Origin of the sequence: Flavobacterium sp. FlaQc-47 (assembly GCF_044006475.1) — a bacterium.
In the GTDB taxonomy this organism is placed as follows: Bacteria; Bacteroidota; Bacteroidia; order Flavobacteriales; family Flavobacteriaceae; genus Flavobacterium.
In genome coordinates this window covers 147,062-171,076 of the sequence record NZ_JBIPCQ010000009.1, presented here as the reverse complement: position 1 = coordinate 171,076, position 24,015 = coordinate 147,062, and the positions used below count along the sequence as shown (strand labels likewise).

Here is a 24,015-nt window from a genome sequence, read left to right as displayed (position 1 = left end):
GGCTCACCTCTTCCCATCCCGAACAGAGTAGTTAAGCCCGCCTGCGCAGATGGTACTGCAGTTATGTGGGAGAGTATGTCGTCGCCTTTCTTTTGAAACACCCTATCCAAATTGGATGGGGTGTTTTATATCGGTACCTTAGCTCAGATGGTAGAGCAATGGACTGAAAATCCATGTGTCCCTGGTTCGATCCCTGGAGGTACCACATAATTAATGCTCGGATGGTGAAATTGGTAGACACGCTGGACTTAAAATCCAGTGAACAGCAATGTTCGTGCGGGTTCAAGTCCCGCTCTGAGTACTAAAAACTTCAATTGGCTATGCTAATTGAAGTTTTTTTTGTCTAAAAATTAATATTTATTTGATTAAGTTTAACGGATCAGGTGCAAAAGTTGGATCAACACGAAAACCTGTGGAGCGATAAAATTTAAGTATAAATATTAGTTAGTCTAAAAAGGAAAAATTCTACATTCCTTACACCTCTGAATTGCGATCTAAAAGCTTTTATTTTTGCATTAAAAGATTCTGCCGATGCATTTGTACTTCTGTTATCAAAATAATTTAAGATCCTTTGATAATGATTCATAATTGTTCGAGAGATTGTATTGAAAGACTTAAAGCCAGATTGATTTATTTTTTCATGCCATTTGGCTAGTTTAGCAAAATCAATAATTTTATCTCTTGTATTCTCAAAGATACCTCGAAGCTCTTGAGTTAGATTGTATGCTTTTTGAATATCAGGATATAATTCAAATAATAGAATAGTCCGTTTTATTTGGTTTTGGAGTCCATTTAGAGTTGTTATTATATAAGAAATAACGACTTTTGGCAAGTAACTGTTTAAGTGTATCCCATTGGGAAGTATTTTGGATTCAAAATTCACATTTGACTTCTTAGACTTTTCCATAGGTTCATTTTCCTGATCTATGGCTTCGCAACGATATTTGATTCTAATTTCCTGTAATGCTTCTACAGCTAGCTTTTGAATATGAAAACGATCAGTGACACGAATTGCATTGGGAAACATTTTCGGGCAATCAATCCCATATTTCCAGCCATATTCAAAGTGATTTTCCGTACTAGATTTCTTTCTCTGACAAGTATTTTTTCAATAACTGAAATTACTGTTTCTGCTTTAGTTCCGGCAACCATAGCCAAAATTGTTCCTTTTCTTCCTTTAGCTGATTTATTGGTTAAAATAGTATAGAGTTCACCATTGGAAAGGCAAGTTTCATCTATTGACAAGCGTTTGGCGATGTTCTTTGGAAAAAGAAGCCATTTTTTAGCATGCGATTTTTGATCCCAGGCTTTAAAATCACTCAGGAAATCTTTATATTGAGACTGCAGATTTCTACCAGAAACTCCATAGAAAGAAGCAATAGCCCTACAATCATTTGGTTTGGAATCTATTGATCTCTTTTAAAAAAGACGCAAACTCCTGTGTGACACGAGTTCCGTCTGCTACTAAATTCCAATCCTTAAATACCACTTTACAAGTGTATGAGTTAACCCATCTTCCTCGGGTTATATGTAAATACACGTGATGTCCTCGAATAGGAAAATCCTGAACCGTTATTTCTTCAAAGAATTCGTTTGACGTTAATTTGTATCCTCGATATTCTTTTGGAATTGAATAGATCTCTTTTATGTACAAATGAAGTGTTTCGCCTTCTTTTTTATAAGTAGTAAGTTGAAAATAGTCTATTATTATCTCAGGTAACAATGGTTTAAGGATATCGATAAAAGAATCTTGCATTAGGGTATAATTTGAAAATACAAATATCTAGATTTTAATATTTTTCCACGACAATATGGATTGATCCGACAAAAGTTCGATATGTAATGGAAGCTACAGGAGTTTACCAAAATTTGCATATTACCTTGATAAAAAAAGGAAGACCTGAGTATTGTACTACCAACAAAATCAGCAATTACATACGAACCCTTGATGTCAAAACAAGTACAGATAAAATGTGTTCTGAGGCAATTGACAGATTTGGACTGTAAAGAAAACCCGATAACTGGAAAAGCCAAAAGAGATTTACAAAACATTGAAACAGCTCACACTTGAACGTCGTCAAATTAAAGAGGAGAGAACAAGGATAAAGAACCAACTGCATGCCGAAGAGGCAGAAGCAATGCCAGATTTTTCAAGTATTGAACATTCAAAGAGAAGGATAGTTTTTTTAAACACCCTTGAAAAAGAAATTAAAAACGAGATCGAAGGCAGTATAAAAGAGAACAAAGAACTTGCTAAAGATATTATTAATATCTGTACAATTCCGGGTGTATGAATTTTGATTCCATCAATATTTATCAGCGAGACAAACGGATTGAGGTTATACGCAGTAAAAGACAGCTCACAACTTATGCAGGATTGGATGTAAAGGAGAAACTCTCGGGAAGCTCGGTAAAAGGTAAGCCGTCAATATTCAAAAGAGGTAATAGATAGTTAGGAAGCTGCCTTGTATCTTCCAGCTTTAAGCACTATAAAATGGGATGAGAATTTTCGCGATCAATACACTAGAATAGTAGAAAAAAATGGCATTAAAATGAAAGGATGTTTAGCTGTACAGAGAAAATTAGCAGTATATGATGAAGATTTTGAATCAAAAAAAAAAATAGCGTGCCAGCATAAAAATGCATAAACACGCTATACAGTCTAGCTCTATGGCTGACTAAGACTGCAAATCTAATAATAAAAGATAAATATAACAAGGCACCTAAAAAATAAAATTTAGATTTATTAGGAAATCAACACAGAATCTTTTGGTAAAAATCACCCAGCATATAAATGTAATTTCTTAGACATTTTTGTGACTCCATTAGGAGTTGATATTGGTAGAGCGGTCCCTAGGTTAAATGTCATTAAGCAACGGTGAAATCTATAAAATTACTTAATATTTTAAACAAAAAAGTAATTAGAAAAATTCGTTTTTATCGGTGTTTTGCATTAGCGAATTAGTAAAATCAGCGTTTAATTTTGATGCAGACAAAACAGATTTACTTCGTAAAAACACGGATAAAGACGGATTTGATTTGCAATAATTTTATTTTCTAAAAGCTTAACTTAGCGACATGCCCTATTTCTCCCAAATATTTTTGTTACTACGTAAGGAGTTAAATATTGCTAATTTTTTATTTAACCAAGAAAGGCAGATTATTTAATCCAGATTTAAAATTAGGATAATCTGAACACAATACTTTTGCAGATAAAAAACATGAAATCTTTTTCGTTTCTCGTTATTACGCTTTTTATAGGTTTTGCAATAATGTCTTTTAATCCTGGTGATACTGAATATATAACTACAAATGCTATAATTAATCAAGGATTAAAAACTTTTAAAGAGCAGTTAGCCATTTTAAAATCTGATGCCCATTTGTTTCAGGACAATAAAATTTCAAAAGAAGATTTGCAGAAGTCGCTAAAAAAAACCAGAAATTCATATAAGGAAATAGAATTTTATATTGCATATCATTACACTGAATTTTCAAAAACTCATATTAATGCTGCGCCACTATTTCATATAGAAAGTACCGGAACAGCAGCAAATACTTTACCTCCTGAAGGATTACAGGTTTTAGACGAGCTTATATTCTCTGAGGAAGCCAATATCGAAAAAGATAAAATAGTCGAAATATCGGATTTCCTTTATAACAGTTATAATGATTTTTACCTGAGTTCGATAAAAAACGGTTTATCTGAAGAAAAAAATAAAACGCTGCCATTGCGTATCGAACTCATCAGGATCTACACCATGGGCGTTACGGGGTTTGATACACCAGGATCACTTAATGTTTTTGAAGAATCTATTCATGCTTTGAGGGGAATTGACAATTACATAAAAAAAGATGATTATTTTAAAAAGGCAGACACTCAAAAAGCGATAAAATTATTGGCTGGAAGTATAGAATATCTTTCCAAAAACACCAATTTTGAAACTTTTGACCGGATAGAGTTTTACAAAACTTACCTTCAGCCTTTGTATGAAGAATTAGGAAATTGGGATAATTCTCCGGACGATTTAAAAGAAATCTCAGGTTGGAATATCAACAATAAAAATTTTTTCAGTGATGATTTTCTGGATCCCTATTTTTATACACTCTTAAAACCATCTGAAGATAATGCCGAATTACGATCTTTAGGGAAAGAGATTTTCTATGATCAAACTTTAAGCAATACTACAAAAATGAGCTGCGCCTCCTGTCATTTGCCTGAAAATGCTTTTACTGATTTAAAAACCAAATCACTAAGTAATGTAGAAGGCAAAACAGTTTTAAGAAATTCCCCTTCCTTATATAATGCTGTTTTTGCCAAAAGATTCTTTTATGATATGCGTGCTTACTATCTGGAACAACAGGTAGAACATGTAATTTATAATGAACAGGAATTTAATACCAGTTACGAAAGCATCATCAAAAAACTAAAAATAAAGCCGGAATATAAAAAAGCTTTCAAAAAGGCTTTTAAAGATGGTGATATTGATAAACAAAATTTCTCTAAAGCGCTGAGCTCTTATGTCGCTTCATTATATTCCTTTAATAGTGATTTTGATAAATTTATGAGAAATGAAAAGGAAATTTCTGAAGATGCGAAAAAAGGTTTTAATCTTTTTATGGGAAAAGCAGCCTGTGCGACCTGTCATTTTGCCCCGAATTTTTCAGGATTAGTTCCTCCGTTTTATAATGAAAATGAATCCGAAGTTTTGGGTGTAACCAGCAAACCACTGCAATTTTTACCAGTTCAAATAGACGAGGATAAAGGCAGAATAAACAGCAACGTAAAAAAAGAGAATTCATGGATTTATGAAAATTCTTTTAAAACAATGACGGTAAGAAATGCAGCGCTTACAAAACCCTATTTTCATAATGGGGCCTTTTCAACATTAGACGAGGTCTTGGCCTTTTATAACGAAGGCGGAGCGGAAGGAATGGGACTTGCAATTAACAATCAAACCCTGTCTCCCGATAAGCTTAATCTGGATCAAAAAGAAATTAAGCAGATTATTGCTTTTATTAATTCCTTAACCGATGTGAGTAAGGCGCAATACTAACTTAATATTAACTCATTAACATTAAGTTTAAGATTTGCTAATTTATTGATGTGTTTATTTAAAGTAGGCATAATATAAAGTACAATTTAGAAAAATAACTTCGCAGTGTACAACAAAACATACTATACCGTGAAAAAAAAATTACTATCAATTGCAACTCTTTTACTAATAACAAATTCAGCAATTCAGGCTCAGACTGCCATTTTTGATCAGGGTTCGTCATGGAGCTTTGATGACAATGGTGTTCAGCTGGTCGACCAATGGAAGAATCCTGGTTTTGATATTTCGGCCTGGAAATCAGGAAATGGACCATTAGGATATGGTGATCCTGTGGTAACTACCATCAAAAAACCTTTAAACACGGCTTATTTTACTAAAGATTTTACCGTTAATTTATCAGATTTGAGCGCAACAATGGAGCTTGGAGTAATGAGAGATGATGGTATAATTGTTTTCCTGAATGGTGTTGAGGTTGTTAGGGATAATATGCCGGCGGGCGCTATTGACTACAATACACTTTCAAGTACTACAGTAGATGGAGCAGCAGAGAGTACTTATAATATTTTCTCTATTCCAAAATCAAAATTTGTAGAGGGAGTTAACAGGATTTCGATTGAACTACACAACCGCGGAGCAAGCAGTTCTGACTTAAGAGTAGATGCCTATCTTAAAAACGCAGCTCCTCCGGTAGTAATCCCTCCGGTAGTAGTACCACCAGATACATCATGTAATGACGGAAATCACATTAGCTGTTTTACCTCTATTGTGCCTACAGTGCAAACTTCTAAATTGATTATTCCTACACAGCATAAATATCAAATGATCCTTAAAGAAGGAGATAATTATACAGAAGGAGGAGGATTTGTTGGCGGGCAAAATGACTTTACGGGTTATGTAGCTAAAAAAACAAGCGGTGTAGCAAGCAGTACTGACGGATATCTTTCTGTAAACCATGAAACAAATCCAGGCGGTGTTACCATGGCCGAAATTAATTATAATGCAACAACAAAACTTTGGGCATTAACAAAATCAAGAGCGGTAGATTTTTCATCAGCAAGTTTGGTTCAGACTATTAGAAACTGTTCCGGAGGCGTTACACCTTGGGGAACAATTGTTACTGCAGAAGAATCTGTGACTGGTAATGATATCAATGGTGATGGCTACAAGGATTACGGATGGTTAGTTGAAATAGATCCTGCAACGGCTAAGGTTTCTTCGAAAAATGCGAATGGAACCAAAGGTAAATTATGGCAAATGGGAATCATGAATCACGAAAATGTTGTGATTAACAATGCCGGAACAACAGCTTATTATGGTGAAGATGGAGGAACGCACATGGTATATAAATACACCATGGATACTCCAAATGACCTTTCGTCAGGAAATTTATATGTTTTAAAATTGGATCAGGGTTTAACAAACGGAAACCCGGTGGCTACAACAGCAGTGTGGATTCAGGTTCCAAATAAAACACAAGCAGATCAAAACAATACAACTTCTTTGGCGGAATCTTTAGGTGGAACAAAATTCAACGGAATAGAAGATGTTGAAATAAGTCCATTAGATGGTAAAATATATTTTACTGCAAAAGGGTTAGACAAAGTGTATCGTATGAAAGATAACGGAACAACGGCGTCAGAAGTAGAAGTTTTTGTAGGTGGCGGATCTACTGTTTACACATTATATACACCAGATGGAGTTAAAACAGAATCTTGGGGAGACGGAAATGATAATTTAACTTTTGATGAGTTAGGAAATCTTTGGGTTCTTCAGGATGGAGGAAAAAATTATATTTGGGTAATAGCACCGGATCATACTCAGGCAAATCCAAAAGTGAAACTTTTTGCTTCTATGCCAGCCGGATCTGAGCCTACAGGTCTTACTTTTACACCAGATCATAAATTCGGATTTTTCTCTATTCAGCATCCTGGTGCAGGTATTGATACTGATATTGATGCTACAGGAAAAACAATTGATTACAGAGGAAAATCAGCTACAATCGTTATTGCATTAAAGCAAAATTTAGGTGTAGATGGTTCATTGGGTGTTATTGATCATAATCAAAATGAGATTATAGTTTCTCCTAATCCTACTTCAGGTATGGTACAGATTACTTCAGGCAATCTTAATAACCTGCAAGTTACCGCTTACAATATGCTGGGACAAATTGTTTATAAAAAAGCTTTTTCACAAACTAATGCTGTTACAGAATTAGATTTGACAGCGCAACTTCAATTTTCAAATATGTTGATTTTAAATATAGAGGCAGACGGTTTCCAGAAAACTGTAAAACTTCTAAAAAAATAAGCACTAATTTTATTTTTTAGCTGCCGATAGAAATGTCGGCAGCTTTTTATATTTATGAAAAAAATACTTTTATTTATTACCATTGTTTTTTCGGTTTGTAATGCTAAAGCCCAAATTGATCCGGTTAAATATCCGACTTATACAGATATTGATGCAGCACTTTTGAGTAAAAAAACGGTGTACAGTATAAGTTTCAGAGACAAAGGATTATATAATCTTCCTCCTGATCTTGTAAAAATGGATTCTCTTTTTTTTCTAAATCTAATGGCAAATCATTTAGAGAAAATGGATAAAGCAATATTTACTCTAAAACAACTTGAAATTTTAAATGTTAATGAAAACAGCATCAGATTTATTCCGGATGAAATAAGTAAATTAAAAAAGCTAAAATCATTTTCGATAAGCCTGAACAGTCTGACAGCTATCAATCCAAATATTGCAAAACTTCAAAACTTACGGGTGGTCAGTTTTGAATCAAATAATTTAAGTGTTTTTCCTGAAGCTCTTTTAAATATTCCTTCGCTTGAAGAAATAAACCTTAATAGCAATCAAATCAGTACAGTTTCAGAGCGTTTGGATAAAATAAAAAGTTTAAAATACCTCAACCTCTCCGCCAATCAAATTAATGATTTAGGTAAAATGAAACTGCCTAAAAAACTGAAATACCTTGAATTGCAAAAAAACAGTATTGTAGAAGTTCCTGAGACATTGTTTCAAGCTCAAAACATAGAATACTTAAATTTGAGTGATAACGCAATATCCCGGATTTCTCCAAAGATTATGAAATTAAAAAATGCTGTAAGTGTAAATCTGGCCAATAATAAATTAAAAGACCTGCCAAGCGAAATTCAATATATGAAAAAGCTTAAAACCCTGATTTTAGTTGGAAATCCTATGAGTAAGGAAACAATAAATAAGGTGAAAGCGCTGATGCCGGACACCAATATTTATTTTTAAATTAAAACATTAATCACTATTTTAGGGTAAAATAAAAGTAGAACCAAAATAAAGCGGTCATTTTTGGCAGCTTTTTTTATTCTGGTAAAATCTAAATTGTAAAAATATACGTAAGTAGTAGAAATGTGAATTTGTATTTTCAGGTTTATTTCTTACGTGATTAAGTAAAGGTTATTTTTATGAACTTTTTTTGCTTTAAATCTTGTGTTTTGGCAAAAAACCTATACATTTGTCGAATAATTGAGCGTAAGCCCCTGTTTTTGTGCGAATTATATTAGAATGAATAATATTTATCAACCTACCTTGCTGTATAGCAGCATGTTAAAATTATGAAGATAAAGACTGTTTTTTTTGTGTGTTTTTTGACTTTGTTAAATTTGTCAAGTATAATTGCTGCACCGGTTACGCCTCCGCCTGCTCCTATGTCGGCAAATGCAGTAAATGCTCCTGTTAACCCTCCAACTAGTGATATTAATCAAAATATAGTTTTATTGTTAGTATGTGCATTGATTTTTGGTATGCATACTATTTATAAATATAATTTAAAAAGAAAAGCTTCAATATAAATTGAAGCTTTTCTTTTATAAAATAATTTTGAATTTTACTTATTGATAGAGTAAAGTCTCGAAATGTATTTTCCAACTACATCAAATTCCAGATTTATTTTTGTTCCAACCTCAAAGTTTTTGAAATTTGTGTTTTCATAAGTGTACGGAATAATTGAAACGCTAAACTCATTTGTTTTAGAGTTTACAACCGTAAGACTAACCCCGTTTACTGTAATCGAGCCTTTTTCGATTGTAATATTACTCAGGTTTTTATCGTACTCAAAAGTATAATTCCAGCTTCCGTTTGCTTCTTCAATCTTAATGCAGGTTCCGGTTTGGTCAACATGCCCTTGCACGATATGTCCGTCAAGACGATCGCCAAGTTTCATTCCTCTTTCCAGATTTACAACATCACCGGCTTTCCAGTCTCCAATATTGGTTTTTAAAATCGTTTCATCGATAGCCGTAACAGTATAAAAGGAATCTTTTATTGCTACAACTGTCAGGCAAATTCCGTTATGTGAAACGCTCTGGTCTATTTTTAATTCATTTGTGATAGAAGAATCTACTGTAATATGAAGATTACTTTGATCTTTTTGGATCTCGTGAATCTTTCCAAGGGTTTCTATAATTCCTGTAAACATTGTCGTTTTAATTTACTTTAATGAAGTTTTTTTGGGTATTGCCACAAAGTTAGATTAAAAAAGCAAAACCATAATTGATGTTGTGAGATATTTAATAAATCGAAATTTTATGTAGTTGAAAAAAAATGCTGAAGGTCTTTAAAATACCGAGTTATGCATAAAATAATTGAAAGTTGTTTATTATTATGGATGTTGGGTTCGAAAAAGCTTTTTTATATTATATTTAGGTAGTTTGTTGATAAATATTTCGGCTTTTACGGGAACCCTCATTCCTACTTACTGCCCTTTTTTGTATCATTGTATGTTTATAAATATAAATGAGATAATAAAATGGCAATAAATTTACAAAAAGGGCAAAAAATTGATATTGGATTATCAAAAATAACTGTTGGCTTAGGTTGGGATCCAAACGAAGGAACAGGAAATGATTTTGATTTAGATGCATCTGCTATTATGATCAACTCTGATCGTAAACTTCTTGGCGAAGATTATTTTATTTTTTACAACAACTTAACGTCTCCAGATGGCGCTTTAGAACATACCGGAGATGATCCTACCGGCGGTAATAGCGACGGAGATGATGATGAAGCGATAAAAGTTGATTTGCATAAAATTGATGCCAATGTTCAGGAAATCCTTTTTGTAGTTACAATCGAGGATTTTGAAAGAAGAAAACAAAATTTTGGACAAGTAAGAAATTCTTATATCCGAATTGTAGATGACGCAACCGGACAGGAAATTGCCAAATATGAATTAGATGAAGATTTTTCAATTGAAACAGGAGTTGAGTTTGGAAGATTGTACAAACGAAACGGGAATTGGAAATTTGAAGCTTCGGGAATTGGATATAAAGCAGATTTAAGTTTCTTTCTTGAAAAATACTTTTCAGGACAAATCATTAAATAAGCATTACGTCTGCAGGTTGACTATTTGTTTATAAAATAAAATAGGTTTCATTATTTAACATGTTGATAATCTGATTGATTTGGATTTTTAAAAAGAAATCACAAAATTTAATTGGAAAATATAAATTTGAAAAACGCAAACAGGTAATGCTGTTATTATAAAAAAGAAGATTTGAAAATAAATTACATAGATTACAGTCATCTTTCATTTGATTTATGGCTTACCTTGATAAAATCGCATCCTGAATTTAAAATAAAGAGAAATTTGATGTTTAGGGATTTTTTCGAAATAGATGCTACAATTGAAAAAGTGAGTGAAGTAATACGCTATTACGACGTTTTGTGTAATAACATTAATGAAAAAACGGGACTAAATATCAATACGTATGAAATTTATTATTTAATTTTAAACGCGCTCGAAGTTGATATTAATAAATACGGAACGGATAAATTAAGTCAGTTTTATGATGAAACCGAACGTTTATTTATGGAATACAAACCAGTTTTGATGTTTTCAAATATTAAGGAATTGTTTCATGAAATAACACAGGAAAATAAGTCGATTAATATTTTAAGTAATACTGCTTTTATCAAAGGAAGAACTTTACGAAAGTTATTGGCATATTATGAATTAGCAGATTATTTTAAGTTTCAGATTTACTCTGATGAGGTTGGTTTTTCAAAACCCAATAATGAAATTTTTCAATTGGTTTTTGATGAAGTGAATGCATTTAAAAAGGTAGAAAAAAAAGAGATATTGCATATTGGAGACAACAGTATTGCAGATTATAACGGTGCGTTAAAATATGGATTTGATGCGCATCTATTAAAAATATAAAAGTGAATAAGAGCTACAGTTTACACAAAATTCTCGAAAAAGATAACTGTCCGTTTAGAGAAGAAGAATACAGTAAATTCAAATTTGGAGATAAATTCTATGCAGAGAAATTTGCAAAAGAATTATTTGAAGGATTTGTCAATGAATTTAGAGATTTAATTTTATCAGAGCAGGAAATCGTAATTCTGCCAAGTCCGTATTTATCAATACCAACAGCCTCAAATTTTTTATGTTACTATTTTAAAAAGGAGCTTAATAGTTTTTTGTTTAAAAATAATAAAAAGGCAAGTATCGAATCTAAAATATACAGAAATCAGACGTATGTAACAGATTACGGAAATTTAGATTTTAGCGAAAGAGTGAAACTAATTTCAAACGATACGTATTATATTGATCGCAATTTTATTGAAGGTAAACTTTGCATTTTTGTTGATGACATCAAAATAACAGGAAGTCATGAACATACTGTAAATAAAATCCTGGACCAGTATCACGTGAATGGTGATTTTGTTTTTGTTTATTTTGCCGAATTGGCAAACAAAGAAATTCATCCTAAAATAGAAAATCACTATAATTATTTTTCGGTTAAAAACGTCGAAGATATCGTTGCGATAATAAACAGCGAACATTTTCAATACAATACCAGAATCGTGAAATTCATTCTAAGCTTAAACGAAGATCAGTTTAATTATTTGGTTGAAAATATTTCGACTAAAAACAGTAATGATTTATTTCATCTGGCAATAAGCAATAATTATCATCAAATCTTAGAATATAAAACGAACATTAATGTAATTAAAATAGATTAAAACTATGGCTATCAATTTACAAAAAGGACAACGTGAAAACATTAACGCTCCTAAATTTACAATAGGTTTAGGCTGGGATACAAACAGCAGCAGTACCGGATCAGGTTTTGATCTTGATGCTTCGGTTTTTATTTTAGGCGATAATAAAAAAATAATATCTGATTCTCATTTTATCTTTTATAACAATTTAAAATCACCGGACGATTCAGTAATACACACAGGAGACAATTTAACAGGAGATGGAGACGGAGATGATGAACAGGTAAAAATTGACCTGACCAAAATCAATGCAGCAGTAAAAGAAATTTGTATTGTTGTAACGATTCACGATGCGGTAAACAGAAAACAAAATTTTGGACAAGTTCGAAATTCATTTATAAGAATTGTAGATGACAGCAACAATACTGAAATGGTGAAATACGAATTAGAGGAAGATTTTTCTATTGAAACAGCAGTTGAATTTGGAAGAATTTACAATAAAGACGGACAATGGAAATTTGAAGCTATTGGCGCAGGAATGAAAGGCGGATTAGAGGATTACTTAAATAAATATAACTAAGATATGGCAATTAATTTAGAAAAAGGACAACGTATTAATCTTGAAAAAAGTAATGGTACTAAATTAGTCAACATTTGTGTTGGAGTAAACTGGGGTGCAATTGAAAAGAAAGGTTTATTTGGAACAAAAAAAGAAGCGGTAGATTTAGATGCAAGTTGTGCCGTTTATGATGATCAGAAAAAACATATTGACTCCGTAAATTTCAAAAAATTAATTTCAAATGATCGCGCTATCAAACATAGTGGTGATGATTTAACAGGAGATTTAAATGGTGACGACGGATTAGATAATGAAGTAATTACTTTAGATTTCTCTCAATTATCACCGGCTGCAAACCACGTTGCGTTTTTTATTAATAGTTTCAGAGGTCAGGATTTTAAAGATATTCCGTTTGCATCTATCAGGATTTATGAAGGAACTCCAACAAAAGTAACTCAGGAATTTGCACGTTATGATATTGCAAATGACGCTTCTTTCGCAGGAAATGTATCAATGGTTTTAGGTGTTTTTTATAAAAGAAATGACGAATGGAAATTTAGCGCAATTGGAGTTCCAACAAGCGATAAAAAACTGGAACAAACTATTGTTACAATTCAACAGAATCATTTATAAGATAAACTATGTCAGAGAATCAATTAGTTCCTCAGGAAAATACTGCTTTAATTGATAAGGACGGAAATGTGAATTTAGCCTCAATTACAGAAGCTGAAGTAAGCAATTACAAATCCATTTCAAATCAGTTAAATGAAAACGATGCCAATTCAATTCTGAATTATGGTGCCGAAATTCAAAATTCGATTGCAAAACAAAGTGATACGTTTTTAACCAACGTCAGAACCTATAATTCTGGTGAAGTAGGAACTTTAATAAACGATTTGCTTACAGAATTAAATTACGTAGATGTTGACCAGCTGGATCAGGGACCGTTTAAACGCTTTTTGTCTAAAATTCCGTTGCTTAATAAATTCGTAATTGACGTAAAAAAATTATTCCAGCAATACGATAAGATTACTGTAAATATTGATAAAATCAGTAACAAAGTAAAAGCGGGAATGATCAATTCCGTGAAAGATAACAGCGCTCTTCAGACGATGTTTGATGGTAATGTGAACCTCATCAAAGAAATGGAAAAACACATTATTGCAGGACAAATTCGATTTAAGGAATTAAACGAAGAACTTGCCGTAATGGAAGGAAATCCTACGCAATATCAGGATTATCAAATATCTGATAAAAGAAATTTCATTAATCGTCTGGACAAACGTTTAGCCGATATGAAAATTGTTCGTTTTATCATGCTTCAGTCTTTGGCACAAATACGTGTAGTGCAAAATAACAATACTTCAATTGCCGAAAAAGCACAATCGATCCTGACAACAACAATGCCTGTCTGGAAAAATCAGTTAACGCTTGCAGTGGCTTTACAAAGACAAAAACAAAACATTGAAATACAACGAAGAGTATCTGAAACAACCAATACAATTTTGCAGAAAAATGCCGAAATGCTGAAACAAAACAGTATTGAAGTAGCAAAAGAAAATGAAAATACGGTCGTATCTCTGGAAACATTGAAAATGACAACAAAATCATTAATTGATACTCTAACCGAAGTAAAACAAATTCACGATCAGGGTACGGAAACCAGAAGACAATTGGATGCCGGATTACAAAGCCTTGAAGCTGAGCTTAGAAAAGGAGTTACAAGCTAATTGACCAGAAGAAATTGATTAAATGCAAGAGGAAGAGGAACGGTACGTTCAAATAATAAAAGATAGTAATAGAAAACTTGTGATTTTAGAATTGTTATCCAATTTCTTTAATCACAAGGATTTTGTTGGTGTTTTGATAAAGACAAAAATCATTCATACGCTCTTTGAAAATAATAAAACATTAGATATAAATAAATTAGAACTATTTCATATCCAGTATACCAGTAGTTTTATTGATTTATTTCAGAAATTAAAAAAATCAAAAGAACAGCAATACGTTTTAATTTCTGATGAAATATATATCAATCAGGATATTATATCAAAATTAAAAACTGAAATAGGAGATTCAAAATTCCCTCAATTGCTAAGGAATCATGCTCAAAATATGTCCAGGAAAATTGAAGAACTTTATCAGATGTTTTCTACAGAAGAGGCAGCGTTTTTTAACTGGAATGAAATAATAAGTTTTTCGGATAGTATTAAAACAGAATATTACAGAGAAATTAGTATTGAGCAGTATGAAAAACTGGCGACTTCAAAAAAGGGTTTATATGAAAATAAATATTCTAAGTTCGAGAAAAAACTTTTAGGAAGATTAAATGTCCTGAATTTTAAAATTAAATTTTCATGTGGCTTAGTTTGCAATAATGAAATAATTGAAGTGTATGAATTTAGGGATTCAAACGACAAATTTGTTTTTATAGCCAATGAAAAAGCATTTTACTTTTTACAAACTGAAATGGAAGACGAAATTAATCTCTTAAAAAATGACTCAGTCAAAGGAGAGATTATAACGCAGTTGAAAAACAAAAATGCCAGTTTAGAATCAGAATTAAGTACAGTAAAAACATCACTTCCCGAAAATGTAAATGAAGTACTGAAAGATTATTTAAATAAAATCTCGTCAATTGATTTTATTGAAGATTTACAAAATGTCGACGAACAAACGAACATTTTAAAAACAATGTTAAATATTAATATTAAATAAAAAAATAGATAAAAATGGCAATTAATTTAGAAAAAGGTCAAAGACAGAGTATTGATGCTCCAAAATTTATTGTAGGACTTGGCTGGGATAGTAATTCCAGCAGTACAGGTGAAGGATTTGATTTAGATGCTTCGGTTTTTTTAATTGGTGCTAACGGAAAAATTCCAAATGATAACCATTTTGTTTATTATAATAATTTAAAATCACCTGATGGATCAGTAATTCATACAGGAGATAATTTAACAGGAGCCGGTGACGGAGACGATGAAAAAATACAAATCGATTTATCGACCGTATCTCCGGATATTACTGAAATTTCGTTTGTAGTAACCATTCACCATGCTGATACAAGAAGACAAAATTTTGGGCAGATTAGAAATTCATTTATCAGAATTGTCGATCAAACCAATACCGAATTAGTAAAATATGAACTTGATGAAGATTTTTCTATAGAAACAGCTGTTGAATTTGGAAGAATTTATAAAAGAAACAACGAGTGGAAATTTGAAGCTGTTGGAATAGGAATGAAAGGTGGTTTACAGGATTATTTAAATAAATACAACTAATTTAAACACGATAAAACAGCATGGCAATTAACTTAACAAAAGGACAAAAAATTGATTTAAGAAAATCAAGCGGTGAATCACTAACAAACTTTTGCGTTGGTGTAAACTGGGGCGCAATTGAAACCAGAGGATTTTTAGGATTGTCAAAAAACGTTATTAATATCGACTTAGATTTAAGCTGTATTTTAATTGACGATCAAAACAAACTTTGCGATCATTTGTATTCTCCATTATACAGAGCCGAAGTTTTACAGCAATTTGGTTTACCGGTAGGTAAGTTATTAACTGTTGACGGTGCCTTAAAACACACCGGTGATGACCTTGAAGGTGACACAGGTGGAGATGATGGTTTAGACAACGAAATTATAACTGTCGATTTGTCTAAAGTTGATGCTAAAGTGACTCAGATATTTTTCTTTTTAAATAACGCCGGAAAAGAAGATTTCTCTCAAATTCCTTATGCAAAAATCAGAATGTACGAAGGTACGCCTATAAAAGTAGTATCTGAATTTGCTTCTTACAACGTTTCTGCAGATCCTCAATATGTAAACAAACGCTCTATTATTATGGGTAAATTATATAAGAGAAACAACGAATGGAAATTTAGTGCCATTGGTGATCCAACAGATGATACATTTTTAGGGCAAACGATTCATAAAATAGTTCAGTCCTACCTGTAGTTTAAAATAGCATTTTAGTCCAATAGACTTTTCATTAAAATATCTTTAAGAAAAGTCTATTGGACAAAATTTGTCATTCTGTTATAAAATATAATCTAGTATTAAAATTATTTTTAAAGTAATATGAGAAGACTACCCGTATATTTTTTATTAGATACTTCCGGTTCCATGTACGGAGAGCCTATTCAAGCTTTGAATAATGCCTTAAGCGGAATGATTAATACCTTGCGTTCAGATGCTCAGGCGCTGGATTCGCTTTGGATTAGTATTATAACTTTTGACAGAGAAGTAAAAGAAATTGTGCCTCTGACGGAATTAGTAGATTTTCAGCTTCCGGAAATTGTATGTCCTCAAAGCGGACCAACAAATACCGGTGCAGGTCTTGATTTTGTTATTCAAAAAGTAAAAACAGATGTTATAAAAGGATCCTCAACACAAAAAGGAGACTGGAAACCGTTACTTTTTGTTTTTACGGATGGCAAACCTTCGGATATTCAATTGTACAGACAAAAAATCCAGGAAATAAAAAATCTGAATTTTGGTGCTGTTGTAGGTTGTGCAGCCGGACATATGGCAAATGACGATATTTTAAAGGAATTGACTGATAATGTTGTGCATTTGGCTTCAGCCGATAGTACGACATTGAAACAGTTTTTCAAATGGGTTTCTGAAACCATAGAACAAGGAAATAAAAGTCAGGGAACCGGAGAAAGCGTGATGCTGCCACCTCCGCCAAGTGAAATAATTGTAGTGATATAAGTAGTCAGATAATCAATTCTTAATCAGTATTTGTATACCCGTTTTTTTAATCGAATTTATTCAGATTATAAAATTTCAGACTATTTTTAATTCAAAATTATTGTCTTCAAAGACAAGTTAAATTCTCAATACCTAACTAACTATTTTCGATTTTTTCAATAGTATATTTTGTCCATATTCAATTTTCTTAAATAGTGATAAACGTTTCACGATACATTGAATTACTACTTGATATAAAGCAGATTTATTTTTAATGCTATTAAATTTCCTTTAACATGAGAAGATTACCCATATATTTTTTGATAGATATTTCTGAGTCAATGGTTGGAGAACCCATTCAGCAAGTTGAGGAAGGATTAGCTACCATAATTCAGGCATTAAAAACTGATCCGCATGCACTTGAAACCGTTTTTGTTTCCATAATAGTATTTGCAGGTCAGCCCAAAACATTAGTTCCGTTACAGGAAATAGTGAGTTTTTATCCGCCTAAATTCCCAATCGGCAGCGGAACATCTTTAAGCAAAGGTTTGGGGCATTTGATGTATGAATTAAGAAATAATATTGTTAAAACCACATATGAAGTAAAAGGCGACTGGAAACCTATTGTGTTCTTATTTACAGATGGAGTTCCTACAGATGATAGTCAGGCAGCGATAAACGAATGGAAACAAAACTGGCAAAAAACAGCTAATTTAATTGCGATTTCTTTCGGGAATGAAACAGATACCAAAATACTTGGCGAGCTGACAGAAAATGTATTGCATTTTAAAAACACCAATGTACAATCATACAAAGAGTTTTTTAGATGGGTCACAGATTCCCTAAAAACAAGCAGTATAAGTGTTGAAAATAATTCGACAGGTTTTGAATTGGCAAAATTAGATGGCGAAACACTATCAAAAATTGATTTGACTAAAGTAGATCCCAACCGTCAATATGTAGATGATAATTTTGTGGTACTCAATGGTAAATGTCAAAATACCAAAAGACCGTATTTAATGAAATACCGTAAAACAATTGCAGAATCAATTTATGCCGGAATCGAATTGTCCTCTAAAAATTACAAATTAGTTGGCGCTTATCAGGTTGATAACGCTTATTTTGAATTAGCAGATACTACTAATTTTAGCAATAAGGTAAATACAGATGAACTTATTGGCGGACCAACATGTCCTTGCTGCGGCAATCAGGTGGCTTTCGCAGTTTGCGTTTGCGATAAAATACACTGTATTGGTGATGAAGATATAAGTACTTGCCCGTGGTGCGGCAATCAGGGAAGTTATGGCAGTGGCGAAGGCGGATTTGATGTCAACAGAACACAAGGATAATTCATGGACGAAACCAAACGATATCTCAAAGCCTTTTTGACGCAAAACAAAATAGAAATCCCATCAGGTAAATTGTCTCTTTTTGAAGAATTTATTACTGATGAAAACAATGTGAATTCCGTAAAAATAATTCAGGAAAACCAAAGAAGGATTATGGAAAATTGGAAGTTGAAAACAAGAATTGACGATATTATGATACAAGCGGTGTCAATACCAAATGGCACGGTAAATAAAAAATACGAAGCAAAAATTGATTTCACTAAACTGGGTTGGGAGGATATTGTTGCTTTTGAAATAAAAGGATTAGAGAATACCGGACTTCAATTTGATGCAAAAGAAGAAATGCTTTCCGGAACTCCCGAAATAAGCGGAGATTTAAAAATAAAGATATTATTTAGGATTGAAGGTGAACTGGAAGATACTGCTTTGAATGAAAAAATACTAACGTTAATTATAAATCCGGATCCAAAATCGCTTTGGAAAAATTTGGATAGCGATAAAAATGATCCTTTTTGGAAAGAAGATAATGTTGCCGTTTCAGGTAAATTTTTAGATAAAAATATTGTAGTAGCTTCAAAACGAGGAAGAAGTCATGCAAATGCAGGTTCGTTTAGAGAAGATGATTTTGCCTTTAAAAACATCAATCAAACCGGTTGGAGTTTATTAGCCGTCTCAGATGGAGCGGGATCAGCACGTTTGTCCAGAAAAGGTTCAAAACTTGCCTGCGATGCAGTTATTCAATATTTTGAGGAAAATTTTACCGAAGAAAACTTAAAAGAATTTGACGAAACATTATTGCTTCATCATAAACAATCAGATGAAAATTCAGCTGAAAAAATAAATCATTTAGTTTATAATTCATTGTCAAAAGCCGCTCATTTTGCGAATAATCAAATAGAGGAATTTGCAATAAAAAATCAAACCGAATCAGTTAATTTTCATGCAACGCTTATTTTTGCTTTGGTTAAAAAATATGATTTCGGTTATGTACTGCTGACATTTGGTGTTGGAGATTGCCCTATTGGATTATTAAATAAAGAATTGACAGAGATTAAACTGATGAATTGGCTCGATGTTGGAGACTTTGGTGGCGGAACCCGATTTATTACCATGCCTGAAATATTTCAAAGTGACAATTTTTCATCGCGTTTTGGTTTTAAACTAATCGATGATTTTTCTTATCTGGTATTAATGACAGACGGAATTTATGATCCTAAATTTGTTGTTGAAGCAAATTTGGAAAAAATAGAAAAATGGAATGAATTTTTAGGAGACTTACAAGGAAATAATGAAGACGGAAATAAAGTCGATTTTAGTACCGGAAATACTGAAATCGCCCATCAGCTTTCGACCTGGATGGATTTCTGGAGTCCCGGAAATCATGACGACAGAACGCTTGCCATAATTTACTAGTATGAGTACAATTACTGTAAAATCAATTAACGACACTACAAAATCATATCAGTTTGTTGATAATGGTGAACCTATGCGTGGTGGCGTAAAAGATGTTTATTTTAGTCCGGACAAGAAATATGTAGTTGCCATTTTTAGAGATCAATTAGATGTTAACCAAAAAGAACGACTTCAAAAAATAACAAATAAATATTTATCTCAAATTCAGAACGGAGAAGCCGGCGATTATTATTTGAATGAAGTTTACAGATGGCCAACTGATGTGATAGAATACAAAGGTTTGACCGGAATAATTGTCCCGATATATAATTCAAAATTTTTCTTTAAAAAGGGATATGCCACAAGCGATTTGATTCAGGGAAAAGAAAAAAACGGAAAGTGGTTTGCAGGGCCTAAATTCAGGAATCCACATTTTCCGCTTAGAGTTGCTAATTCAGAATTGGGAGATTGGCTGAGCTATTTTCAGGTTTGTGTGAATTTAACGCGCGGTGTAAAAAAAATGCATGCGATGGGATTGGCACATTCCGATTTGTCGTATAACAATGTGTTAATAGATCCGGTTGAAAAATCAGCGTGTATGATTGACCTTGACGGATTAGTTGTGCCTGGTGTTTTTCAGGCTGAGGTTATTGGAACAGCTGAATTTATTGCCCCCGAAGTACTTTCGACCAAACATTTAAATAAAACAGATCCCAACAGAAAATTGCCAAATCGTTTAACCGATTTGCATGCTTTACCAGTTCTGATTTATATGTTTTTATTGCACAGGCATCCTTTAAAAGGTGGGAAAGTACATGATCTGGATACAGAAACAGATGATTTGCTTTCAATGGGCGAAAAAGCAATGTTTATAGAACACCCAACAAATCCTGCAAACCGACCAAAACTGGATCAGATTTCTAAATGGGATTTGCCTTGGGCGGACATAAATAAACTGCCATATACAATTACAGGACCATACTTAAAAGCATTGTTTGATAAGGTTTTTATAGACGGATTGCACAATCCTATGCAAAGACCAACCGCAGAAGAATGGGAAACAGCGTTATTAAAAACAACCGATTTAATGCAGAAATGCCATAATGTTTACTGCGAGCAAAAATGGTATGTTTTTGATAACACCAATACACCCAAATGTCCGTTTTGTGGAACAGCGCACAAAGGGACATTACCGGTTTTGGATTTGTATTATCAATTTCAGGAATCAGTCTGGAAACCTGAAAATCATAGATTGATGGTTTATAACGATCAGTATTTATTTCAGTGGCACGTAAACAGAAATATCACCAGAAACGAAAAAATAACGCCTGCACAAAAAGTCCCTGTAGGTTATTTTACATTTTTTAATAATGCATGGGTATTGGTAAACCAAAAAATGGCATCTTTGAAGGATCTAACGGAAGATAAGGAAATTCCTATAGGTTCAATGGTAGAATTGACTGATGGAAAAAAATTGCTCCTTTCAAAAGAAGATGGCGGAAGAATAATCGTAATTACAATGGCAAATAAATAAAAGTAAAACCAATAATAATTAATTAAATCAAAATGAATCAACACCCTATTTTTTCGGAACATCCAGGATTAATCGCTGTTTTTGCGATTGCAGTTCTTATAATGCTATTACTGGATCTAGGTATTTTTAATAAAAAAAGTCACGTTGTAACAAACAAAGAAGCAATTACATGGTCGCTTGTCTGGATTAGTTTGGCAATGCTTTTTAGCGGTTTGGTTTACTACTATGCAGGATCGGCTAAGTTTTATGAATTTCAATCGGCTTACTGGATTGAGAAAGCACTTTCTGTAGACAATCTTTTTGTGTTTATATTGGTCTTTAAGTTTTTTGATGTAGCCAATCAAAATAAACATAAAGTATTGTTTTGGGGAATTATTGGAGCCTTAGTTTTAAGAGCGATTTTTATATTCTCAGGTGCTTTTTTAATTGAACTTACTTATTTAAACAAGCTTTTAAGTTTAGTAGGAATGCCAGGATTTAAATATGATGTTAACTTAATAATGACAGCGTTTGGATTATTCTTAGTATATGCAGGAATAAAATCATGGTCTGCTGGAGATGAAGATGATGACGAAGATTACAACAATACAAGAGGAGCAAGGTTAATTAGAAGATTTTTCAGCGTAAGCGATAAGTACGACGGAGACAAATTTTTTACATTCGAAAACGGAAAAAAACTGGCAACGCCTTTATTAGTTGTAGTTGCAGTAATAGAATTTACAGATTTACTTTTTGCGGTAGATTCAATTCCGGCAATTTTTGCAATCTCAAATGATCCGTTTATACTTTATACCTCTAATATTTTTGCGATTCTGGGACTAAGAGCATTGTTTTTCCTATTGGATAACTTTATTCACCTGTTCAGCAAATTACAATATGGTTTGGCAATTATATTAGCATTCATTGGGGTAAAAATGATTATTTCTCCATTCTACCACATTGAGTCGCTTTATTCATTACTGGTTATTGGAGCAGTTCTTATAATATCTGTAATAGCTTCAATTTTATTACCGGAGCCAAAAGAAGTATAGTTTAAGGAAGTTTTAAAAAAAGGGATGAAAGTTGTAGTAAATTTTCATCCTTTTTTTTGTTTATAAATGCATTAATTTAAAACTTGATTTTCAATAGCTATAGTAAGCGTGATTATATTCATATTATTTATTCCTATCTTTGCAGTCAAAACAGATGAAAAAAGCCACTATCTTTTGTAGGCTATTCTGTTTTATCTTAAACTAAAAAGAATGTTTTTTGAAGGGAAAACATAATCAAACACCTAATAAATAGCCTGAGCTCATGAATAAAAAAGCAGAAAATATAATTGTTGGAATTTCAATAGGAGATTTAAACGGTATTGGAAGCGAAGTTATACTCAAAACATTCGAAGATTCACGTATGTTAGAAATGTGTACGCCGGTTATTTTTGCAAATGCCAAAGTACTTTCCTTTGTTAAAAAAAGTTTTACATCTACAGTTCAGTTTCATGGAATCGATAAGTTAGATCAAATCGTAACGGGAAAAGTAAATGTATTGAATCTTTGGAAAGAAGGAGTTGATATCAATTTAGGTACAAATAATGAAAAAATAGGCGAGTATGCCATTAAATCATTTGTTGCAGCTACAAAAGCTTTAAAAGAGGATTTGATCGATGTTTTAGTTACGGCTCCAATAAATAAATACAATATTCAGTCAGAGGATTTTAAATTTCCCGGACATACAGATTATTTAGATCAGGAATTAGAAGGAAATGCATTGATGATGATGGTGCAGGATAATTTAAGAGTTGGTTTATTGACAGATCATGTTCCGTTAAGCGAAGTTTCTGCAAATTTAACCGAAGAGTTAATTACAAGAAAAATTGAAACCATTAGAAAATCTTTAATTCAGGATTTTAGTATAGTGCGACCAAAAATTGCTGTTTTAGGATTAAATCCACACGCAGGTGATGGCGGCGTTATAGGAAAGGAAGATGATCTTGTTTTAAGACCCGCCTTAAAGAAAATATTTGATGCCGGAACAATGGTTTTTGGACCTTTTCCTGCTGATGGATTTTTTGGAAGTGGTCAATATGAAAAATATGATGCCATTGTAGCCACATATCACGATCAGGGATTAATTCCTTTTAAAACATTGTCTTTTGGAAAAGGAGTAAATTATACAGCAGGTTTAAATAAAATAAGAACATCGCCGGATCACGGTACAGCATATGATATTGCTGGAAAAGACATGGCAGATTACAATTCATTTAAAGAGGCGGTTTATCTTGCAATTGATATTTTTAATGCAAGAAATCAGCATGATGAGATTACTCAAAAACCTCTTAAAATAAAAGAAAAACAGTTATAAACAAAAAAAGGTGAATAAGATTATTAGTTTTATAATAATTTTATATCTTTGCACCCCAATTCAGGTATCTGATTTTTAGATATGAGTTGACAAAA

The 24,015-nt window shown here is 32.5% G+C and carries 26 protein-coding genes, 2 tRNA genes and 1 rRNA gene; 25 read left to right on the top strand and 4 right to left on the bottom strand.

Going from position 1 to position 24,015, the window contains the following annotated elements; genetic code table 11:
• From rrf to ACHRVX_RS22640, 3 genes are all read left to right on the top strand, one after another.
• A 5S ribosomal RNA gene (gene rrf / locus ACHRVX_RS22650) occupies positions 1-90 on the top strand; the annotation flags it as partial.
• Positions 91-132: 42 nt separating this feature from the next.
• Positions 133-205, top strand: a tRNA-Phe gene (locus tag ACHRVX_RS22645).
• Positions 206-215: 10 nt separating this feature from the next.
• A tRNA-Leu gene (locus tag ACHRVX_RS22640) sits at positions 216-301 on the top strand.
• A gap of 126 nt (positions 302-427) precedes the next feature.
• Here the strand turns inward: ACHRVX_RS22640 and ACHRVX_RS22635 are convergent.
• The 3 genes from ACHRVX_RS22635 to ACHRVX_RS22625 form a co-directional block, all read right to left on the bottom strand.
• The gene (locus ACHRVX_RS22635; RefSeq protein WP_395336581.1) at positions 428-1,027 is read right to left on the bottom strand and encodes a transposase; all 600 of its coding nucleotides are present in this window, start codon (positions 1,025-1,027) and stop codon (positions 428-430) included.
• Positions 976-1,245 carry a transposase gene (locus tag ACHRVX_RS22630; RefSeq protein WP_395336579.1) on the bottom strand — a complete coding sequence of 90 codons (270 nt, stop codon included), beginning with the start codon at positions 1,243-1,245 and terminating at the stop codon, positions 976-978. The genes ACHRVX_RS22635 and ACHRVX_RS22630 overlap by 52 nt, the downstream gene beginning before the upstream one ends.
• 145 nt (positions 1,246-1,390) lie before the next feature.
• Complete coding sequence (locus tag ACHRVX_RS22625; protein WP_395336577.1) at positions 1,391-1,756, bottom strand: transposase; 366 nt, start codon at positions 1,754-1,756, stop codon at positions 1,391-1,393.
• Positions 1,757-1,842: 86 nt separating this feature from the next.
• On the opposite strand from ACHRVX_RS22625, the gene ACHRVX_RS22620 reads away from it, so the two are divergent.
• The 7 genes from ACHRVX_RS22620 to ACHRVX_RS22590 all read left to right on the top strand — a co-directional run bounded on the left by ACHRVX_RS22620 (position 1,843) and on the right by ACHRVX_RS22590 (position 8,884).
• Positions 1,843-2,007 (top strand): hypothetical protein, encoded by a 165-nt coding sequence (locus tag ACHRVX_RS22620; protein ID WP_395336574.1) that lies wholly within the window; start codon positions 1,843-1,845, stop codon positions 2,005-2,007.
• Between the two features lie 44 nt (positions 2,008-2,051).
• Positions 2,052-2,294, top strand: a complete 243-nt coding sequence (locus ACHRVX_RS22615; protein WP_395336571.1) for a hypothetical protein — start codon at positions 2,052-2,054, stop codon at positions 2,292-2,294.
• Positions 2,291-2,452 carry a transposase gene (locus ACHRVX_RS22610; RefSeq protein WP_395336569.1) on the top strand — a complete coding sequence of 54 codons (162 nt, stop codon included), beginning with the start codon at positions 2,291-2,293 and terminating at the stop codon, positions 2,450-2,452. Before ACHRVX_RS22615 ends, ACHRVX_RS22610 begins: the two co-directional genes overlap by 4 nt.
• A 769-nt stretch (positions 2,453-3,221) precedes the next feature.
• Positions 3,222-5,054, top strand: coding sequence for a cytochrome-c peroxidase (locus tag ACHRVX_RS22605; RefSeq protein WP_395336566.1), 1,833 nt, complete (start codon positions 3,222-3,224; stop codon positions 5,052-5,054).
• A 129-nt stretch (positions 5,055-5,183) separates the two neighbouring features.
• A complete protein-coding gene (locus ACHRVX_RS22600) occupies positions 5,184-7,361 on the top strand; it encodes an alkaline phosphatase PhoX (RefSeq protein WP_395336563.1) in 2,178 nt (725 codons plus the stop codon).
• A 54-nt stretch (positions 7,362-7,415) separates the two neighbouring features.
• Positions 7,416-8,318, top strand: a complete 903-nt coding sequence (locus ACHRVX_RS22595) for a leucine-rich repeat domain-containing protein (protein WP_395336560.1) — start codon at positions 7,416-7,418, stop codon at positions 8,316-8,318.
• Between the two features lie 377 nt (positions 8,319-8,695).
• A complete protein-coding gene (locus ACHRVX_RS22590; protein ID WP_395336557.1) occupies positions 8,696-8,884 on the top strand; it encodes a hypothetical protein in 189 nt (62 codons plus the stop codon).
• A 35-nt stretch (positions 8,885-8,919) separates the two neighbouring features.
• On the opposite strand, the gene ACHRVX_RS22585 is transcribed toward ACHRVX_RS22590, so the two are convergent.
• A complete protein-coding gene (locus ACHRVX_RS22585; RefSeq protein ID WP_395336554.1) occupies positions 8,920-9,510 on the bottom strand; it encodes a riboflavin synthase in 591 nt (196 codons plus the stop codon).
• Positions 9,511-9,840: 330 nt separating this feature from the next.
• On the opposite strand from ACHRVX_RS22585, the gene ACHRVX_RS22580 reads away from it, so the two are divergent.
• The 15 genes from ACHRVX_RS22580 to pdxA all read left to right on the top strand — a co-directional run bounded on the left by ACHRVX_RS22580 (position 9,841) and on the right by pdxA (position 23,920).
• Positions 9,841-10,416 (top strand): TerD family protein, encoded by a 576-nt coding sequence (locus tag ACHRVX_RS22580; RefSeq protein ID WP_395336551.1) that lies wholly within the window; start codon positions 9,841-9,843, stop codon positions 10,414-10,416.
• A gap of 171 nt (positions 10,417-10,587) precedes the next feature.
• Entirely contained in the window at positions 10,588-11,253 is a 666-nt protein-coding gene (locus ACHRVX_RS22575) for an HAD family hydrolase (protein ID WP_395336547.1), read from the top strand.
• A gap of 2 nt (positions 11,254-11,255) precedes the next feature.
• Positions 11,256-12,062: a phosphoribosyltransferase family protein gene (locus tag ACHRVX_RS22570; protein WP_395336545.1), complete on the top strand. Its 807-nt coding sequence runs from the start codon at positions 11,256-11,258 to the stop codon at positions 12,060-12,062.
• Positions 12,063-12,066: 4 nt separating this feature from the next.
• A complete protein-coding gene (locus ACHRVX_RS22565; protein WP_395336543.1) occupies positions 12,067-12,621 on the top strand; it encodes a TerD family protein in 555 nt (184 codons plus the stop codon).
• A 3-nt stretch (positions 12,622-12,624) separates the two neighbouring features.
• Complete coding sequence (locus tag ACHRVX_RS22560; RefSeq protein WP_395336541.1) at positions 12,625-13,233, top strand: TerD family protein; 609 nt, start codon at positions 12,625-12,627, stop codon at positions 13,231-13,233.
• A gap of 8 nt (positions 13,234-13,241) precedes the next feature.
• Entirely contained in the window at positions 13,242-14,330 is a 1,089-nt protein-coding gene (locus tag ACHRVX_RS22555) for a toxic anion resistance protein (RefSeq protein ID WP_395336539.1), read from the top strand.
• A 22-nt stretch (positions 14,331-14,352) separates the two neighbouring features.
• Complete coding sequence (locus ACHRVX_RS22550) at positions 14,353-15,318, top strand: hypothetical protein (RefSeq protein ID WP_395336537.1); 966 nt, start codon at positions 14,353-14,355, stop codon at positions 15,316-15,318.
• A gap of 14 nt (positions 15,319-15,332) precedes the next feature.
• A complete protein-coding gene (locus tag ACHRVX_RS22545; protein WP_395336535.1) occupies positions 15,333-15,884 on the top strand; it encodes a TerD family protein in 552 nt (183 codons plus the stop codon).
• 20 nt (positions 15,885-15,904) lie between these two features.
• On the top strand, positions 15,905-16,564 hold the full coding sequence (locus ACHRVX_RS22540; RefSeq protein WP_395336533.1) for a TerD family protein: 660 nt from the start codon (positions 15,905-15,907) through the stop codon (positions 16,562-16,564).
• Positions 16,565-16,687: 123 nt separating this feature from the next.
• Positions 16,688-17,323 carry a VWA domain-containing protein gene (locus ACHRVX_RS22535; RefSeq protein ID WP_395336531.1) on the top strand — a complete coding sequence of 212 codons (636 nt, stop codon included), beginning with the start codon at positions 16,688-16,690 and terminating at the stop codon, positions 17,321-17,323.
• Positions 17,324-17,598: 275 nt separating this feature from the next.
• Positions 17,599-18,651, top strand: a complete 1,053-nt coding sequence (locus tag ACHRVX_RS22530; RefSeq protein ID WP_395336529.1) for a TerY-C metal binding domain-containing protein — start codon at positions 17,599-17,601, stop codon at positions 18,649-18,651.
• Between the two features lie 3 nt (positions 18,652-18,654).
• On the top strand, positions 18,655-20,064 hold the full coding sequence (locus ACHRVX_RS22525; RefSeq protein WP_395336527.1) for a PP2C family serine/threonine-protein phosphatase: 1,410 nt from the start codon (positions 18,655-18,657) through the stop codon (positions 20,062-20,064).
• Position 20,065: 1 nt separating this feature from the next.
• The gene (locus ACHRVX_RS22520) at positions 20,066-21,577 is read left to right on the top strand and encodes a helix-hairpin-helix domain-containing protein (protein ID WP_395336525.1); all 1,512 of its coding nucleotides are present in this window, start codon (positions 20,066-20,068) and stop codon (positions 21,575-21,577) included.
• 32 nt (positions 21,578-21,609) lie between these two features.
• On the top strand, positions 21,610-22,608 hold the full coding sequence (locus tag ACHRVX_RS22515; RefSeq protein ID WP_395336522.1) for a TerC/Alx family metal homeostasis membrane protein: 999 nt from the start codon (positions 21,610-21,612) through the stop codon (positions 22,606-22,608).
• A 262-nt stretch (positions 22,609-22,870) separates the two neighbouring features.
• Positions 22,871-23,920, top strand: coding sequence for a 4-hydroxythreonine-4-phosphate dehydrogenase PdxA (gene pdxA / locus ACHRVX_RS22510; protein WP_395336520.1), 1,050 nt, complete (start codon positions 22,871-22,873; stop codon positions 23,918-23,920).
• The last annotated feature ends 95 nt before the right edge of the window (positions 23,921-24,015 follow it).

What these genes read in the sequence shown, in the direction of transcription:
- ACHRVX_RS22635 (WP_395336581.1), bottom strand. Translation starts at nt 1,027, where the DNA reads ATGTTTCCCAATGCAATTCGTGTCACTGATCGTTTTCATATTCAAAAG.
- ACHRVX_RS22625 (WP_395336577.1), bottom strand. Translation starts at nt 1,756, where the DNA reads ATGCAAGATTCTTTTATCGATATCCTTAAACCATTGTTACCTGAGATA.
- ACHRVX_RS22620 (WP_395336574.1), top strand. Translation starts at nt 1,843, where the DNA reads ATGGAAGCTACAGGAGTTTACCAAAATTTGCATATTACCTTGATAAAA.
- ACHRVX_RS22610 (WP_395336569.1), top strand. Translation starts at nt 2,291, where the DNA reads ATGAATTTTGATTCCATCAATATTTATCAGCGAGACAAACGGATTGAG.
- ACHRVX_RS22605 (WP_395336566.1), top strand. Translation starts at nt 3,222, where the DNA reads ATGAAATCTTTTTCGTTTCTCGTTATTACGCTTTTTATAGGTTTTGCA.
- ACHRVX_RS22595 (WP_395336560.1), top strand. Translation starts at nt 7,416, where the DNA reads ATGAAAAAAATACTTTTATTTATTACCATTGTTTTTTCGGTTTGTAAT.
- ACHRVX_RS22585 (WP_395336554.1), bottom strand. Translation starts at nt 9,510, where the DNA reads ATGTTTACAGGAATTATAGAAACCCTTGGAAAGATTCACGAGATCCAA.
- ACHRVX_RS22580 (WP_395336551.1), top strand. Translation starts at nt 9,841, where the DNA reads ATGGCAATAAATTTACAAAAAGGGCAAAAAATTGATATTGGATTATCA.
- ACHRVX_RS22565 (WP_395336543.1), top strand. Translation starts at nt 12,067, where the DNA reads ATGGCTATCAATTTACAAAAAGGACAACGTGAAAACATTAACGCTCCT.
- ACHRVX_RS22560 (WP_395336541.1), top strand. Translation starts at nt 12,625, where the DNA reads ATGGCAATTAATTTAGAAAAAGGACAACGTATTAATCTTGAAAAAAGT.
- ACHRVX_RS22555 (WP_395336539.1), top strand. Translation starts at nt 13,242, where the DNA reads ATGTCAGAGAATCAATTAGTTCCTCAGGAAAATACTGCTTTAATTGAT.
- ACHRVX_RS22550 (WP_395336537.1), top strand. Translation starts at nt 14,353, where the DNA reads ATGCAAGAGGAAGAGGAACGGTACGTTCAAATAATAAAAGATAGTAAT.
- ACHRVX_RS22545 (WP_395336535.1), top strand. Translation starts at nt 15,333, where the DNA reads ATGGCAATTAATTTAGAAAAAGGTCAAAGACAGAGTATTGATGCTCCA.
- ACHRVX_RS22540 (WP_395336533.1), top strand. Translation starts at nt 15,905, where the DNA reads ATGGCAATTAACTTAACAAAAGGACAAAAAATTGATTTAAGAAAATCA.
- ACHRVX_RS22535 (WP_395336531.1), top strand. Translation starts at nt 16,688, where the DNA reads ATGAGAAGACTACCCGTATATTTTTTATTAGATACTTCCGGTTCCATG.
- ACHRVX_RS22530 (WP_395336529.1), top strand. Translation starts at nt 17,599, where the DNA reads ATGAGAAGATTACCCATATATTTTTTGATAGATATTTCTGAGTCAATG.
- ACHRVX_RS22525 (WP_395336527.1), top strand. Translation starts at nt 18,655, where the DNA reads ATGGACGAAACCAAACGATATCTCAAAGCCTTTTTGACGCAAAACAAA.
- ACHRVX_RS22520 (WP_395336525.1), top strand. Translation starts at nt 20,066, where the DNA reads ATGAGTACAATTACTGTAAAATCAATTAACGACACTACAAAATCATAT.
- ACHRVX_RS22515 (WP_395336522.1), top strand. Translation starts at nt 21,610, where the DNA reads ATGAATCAACACCCTATTTTTTCGGAACATCCAGGATTAATCGCTGTT.
- pdxA (WP_395336520.1), top strand. Translation starts at nt 22,871, where the DNA reads ATGAATAAAAAAGCAGAAAATATAATTGTTGGAATTTCAATAGGAGAT.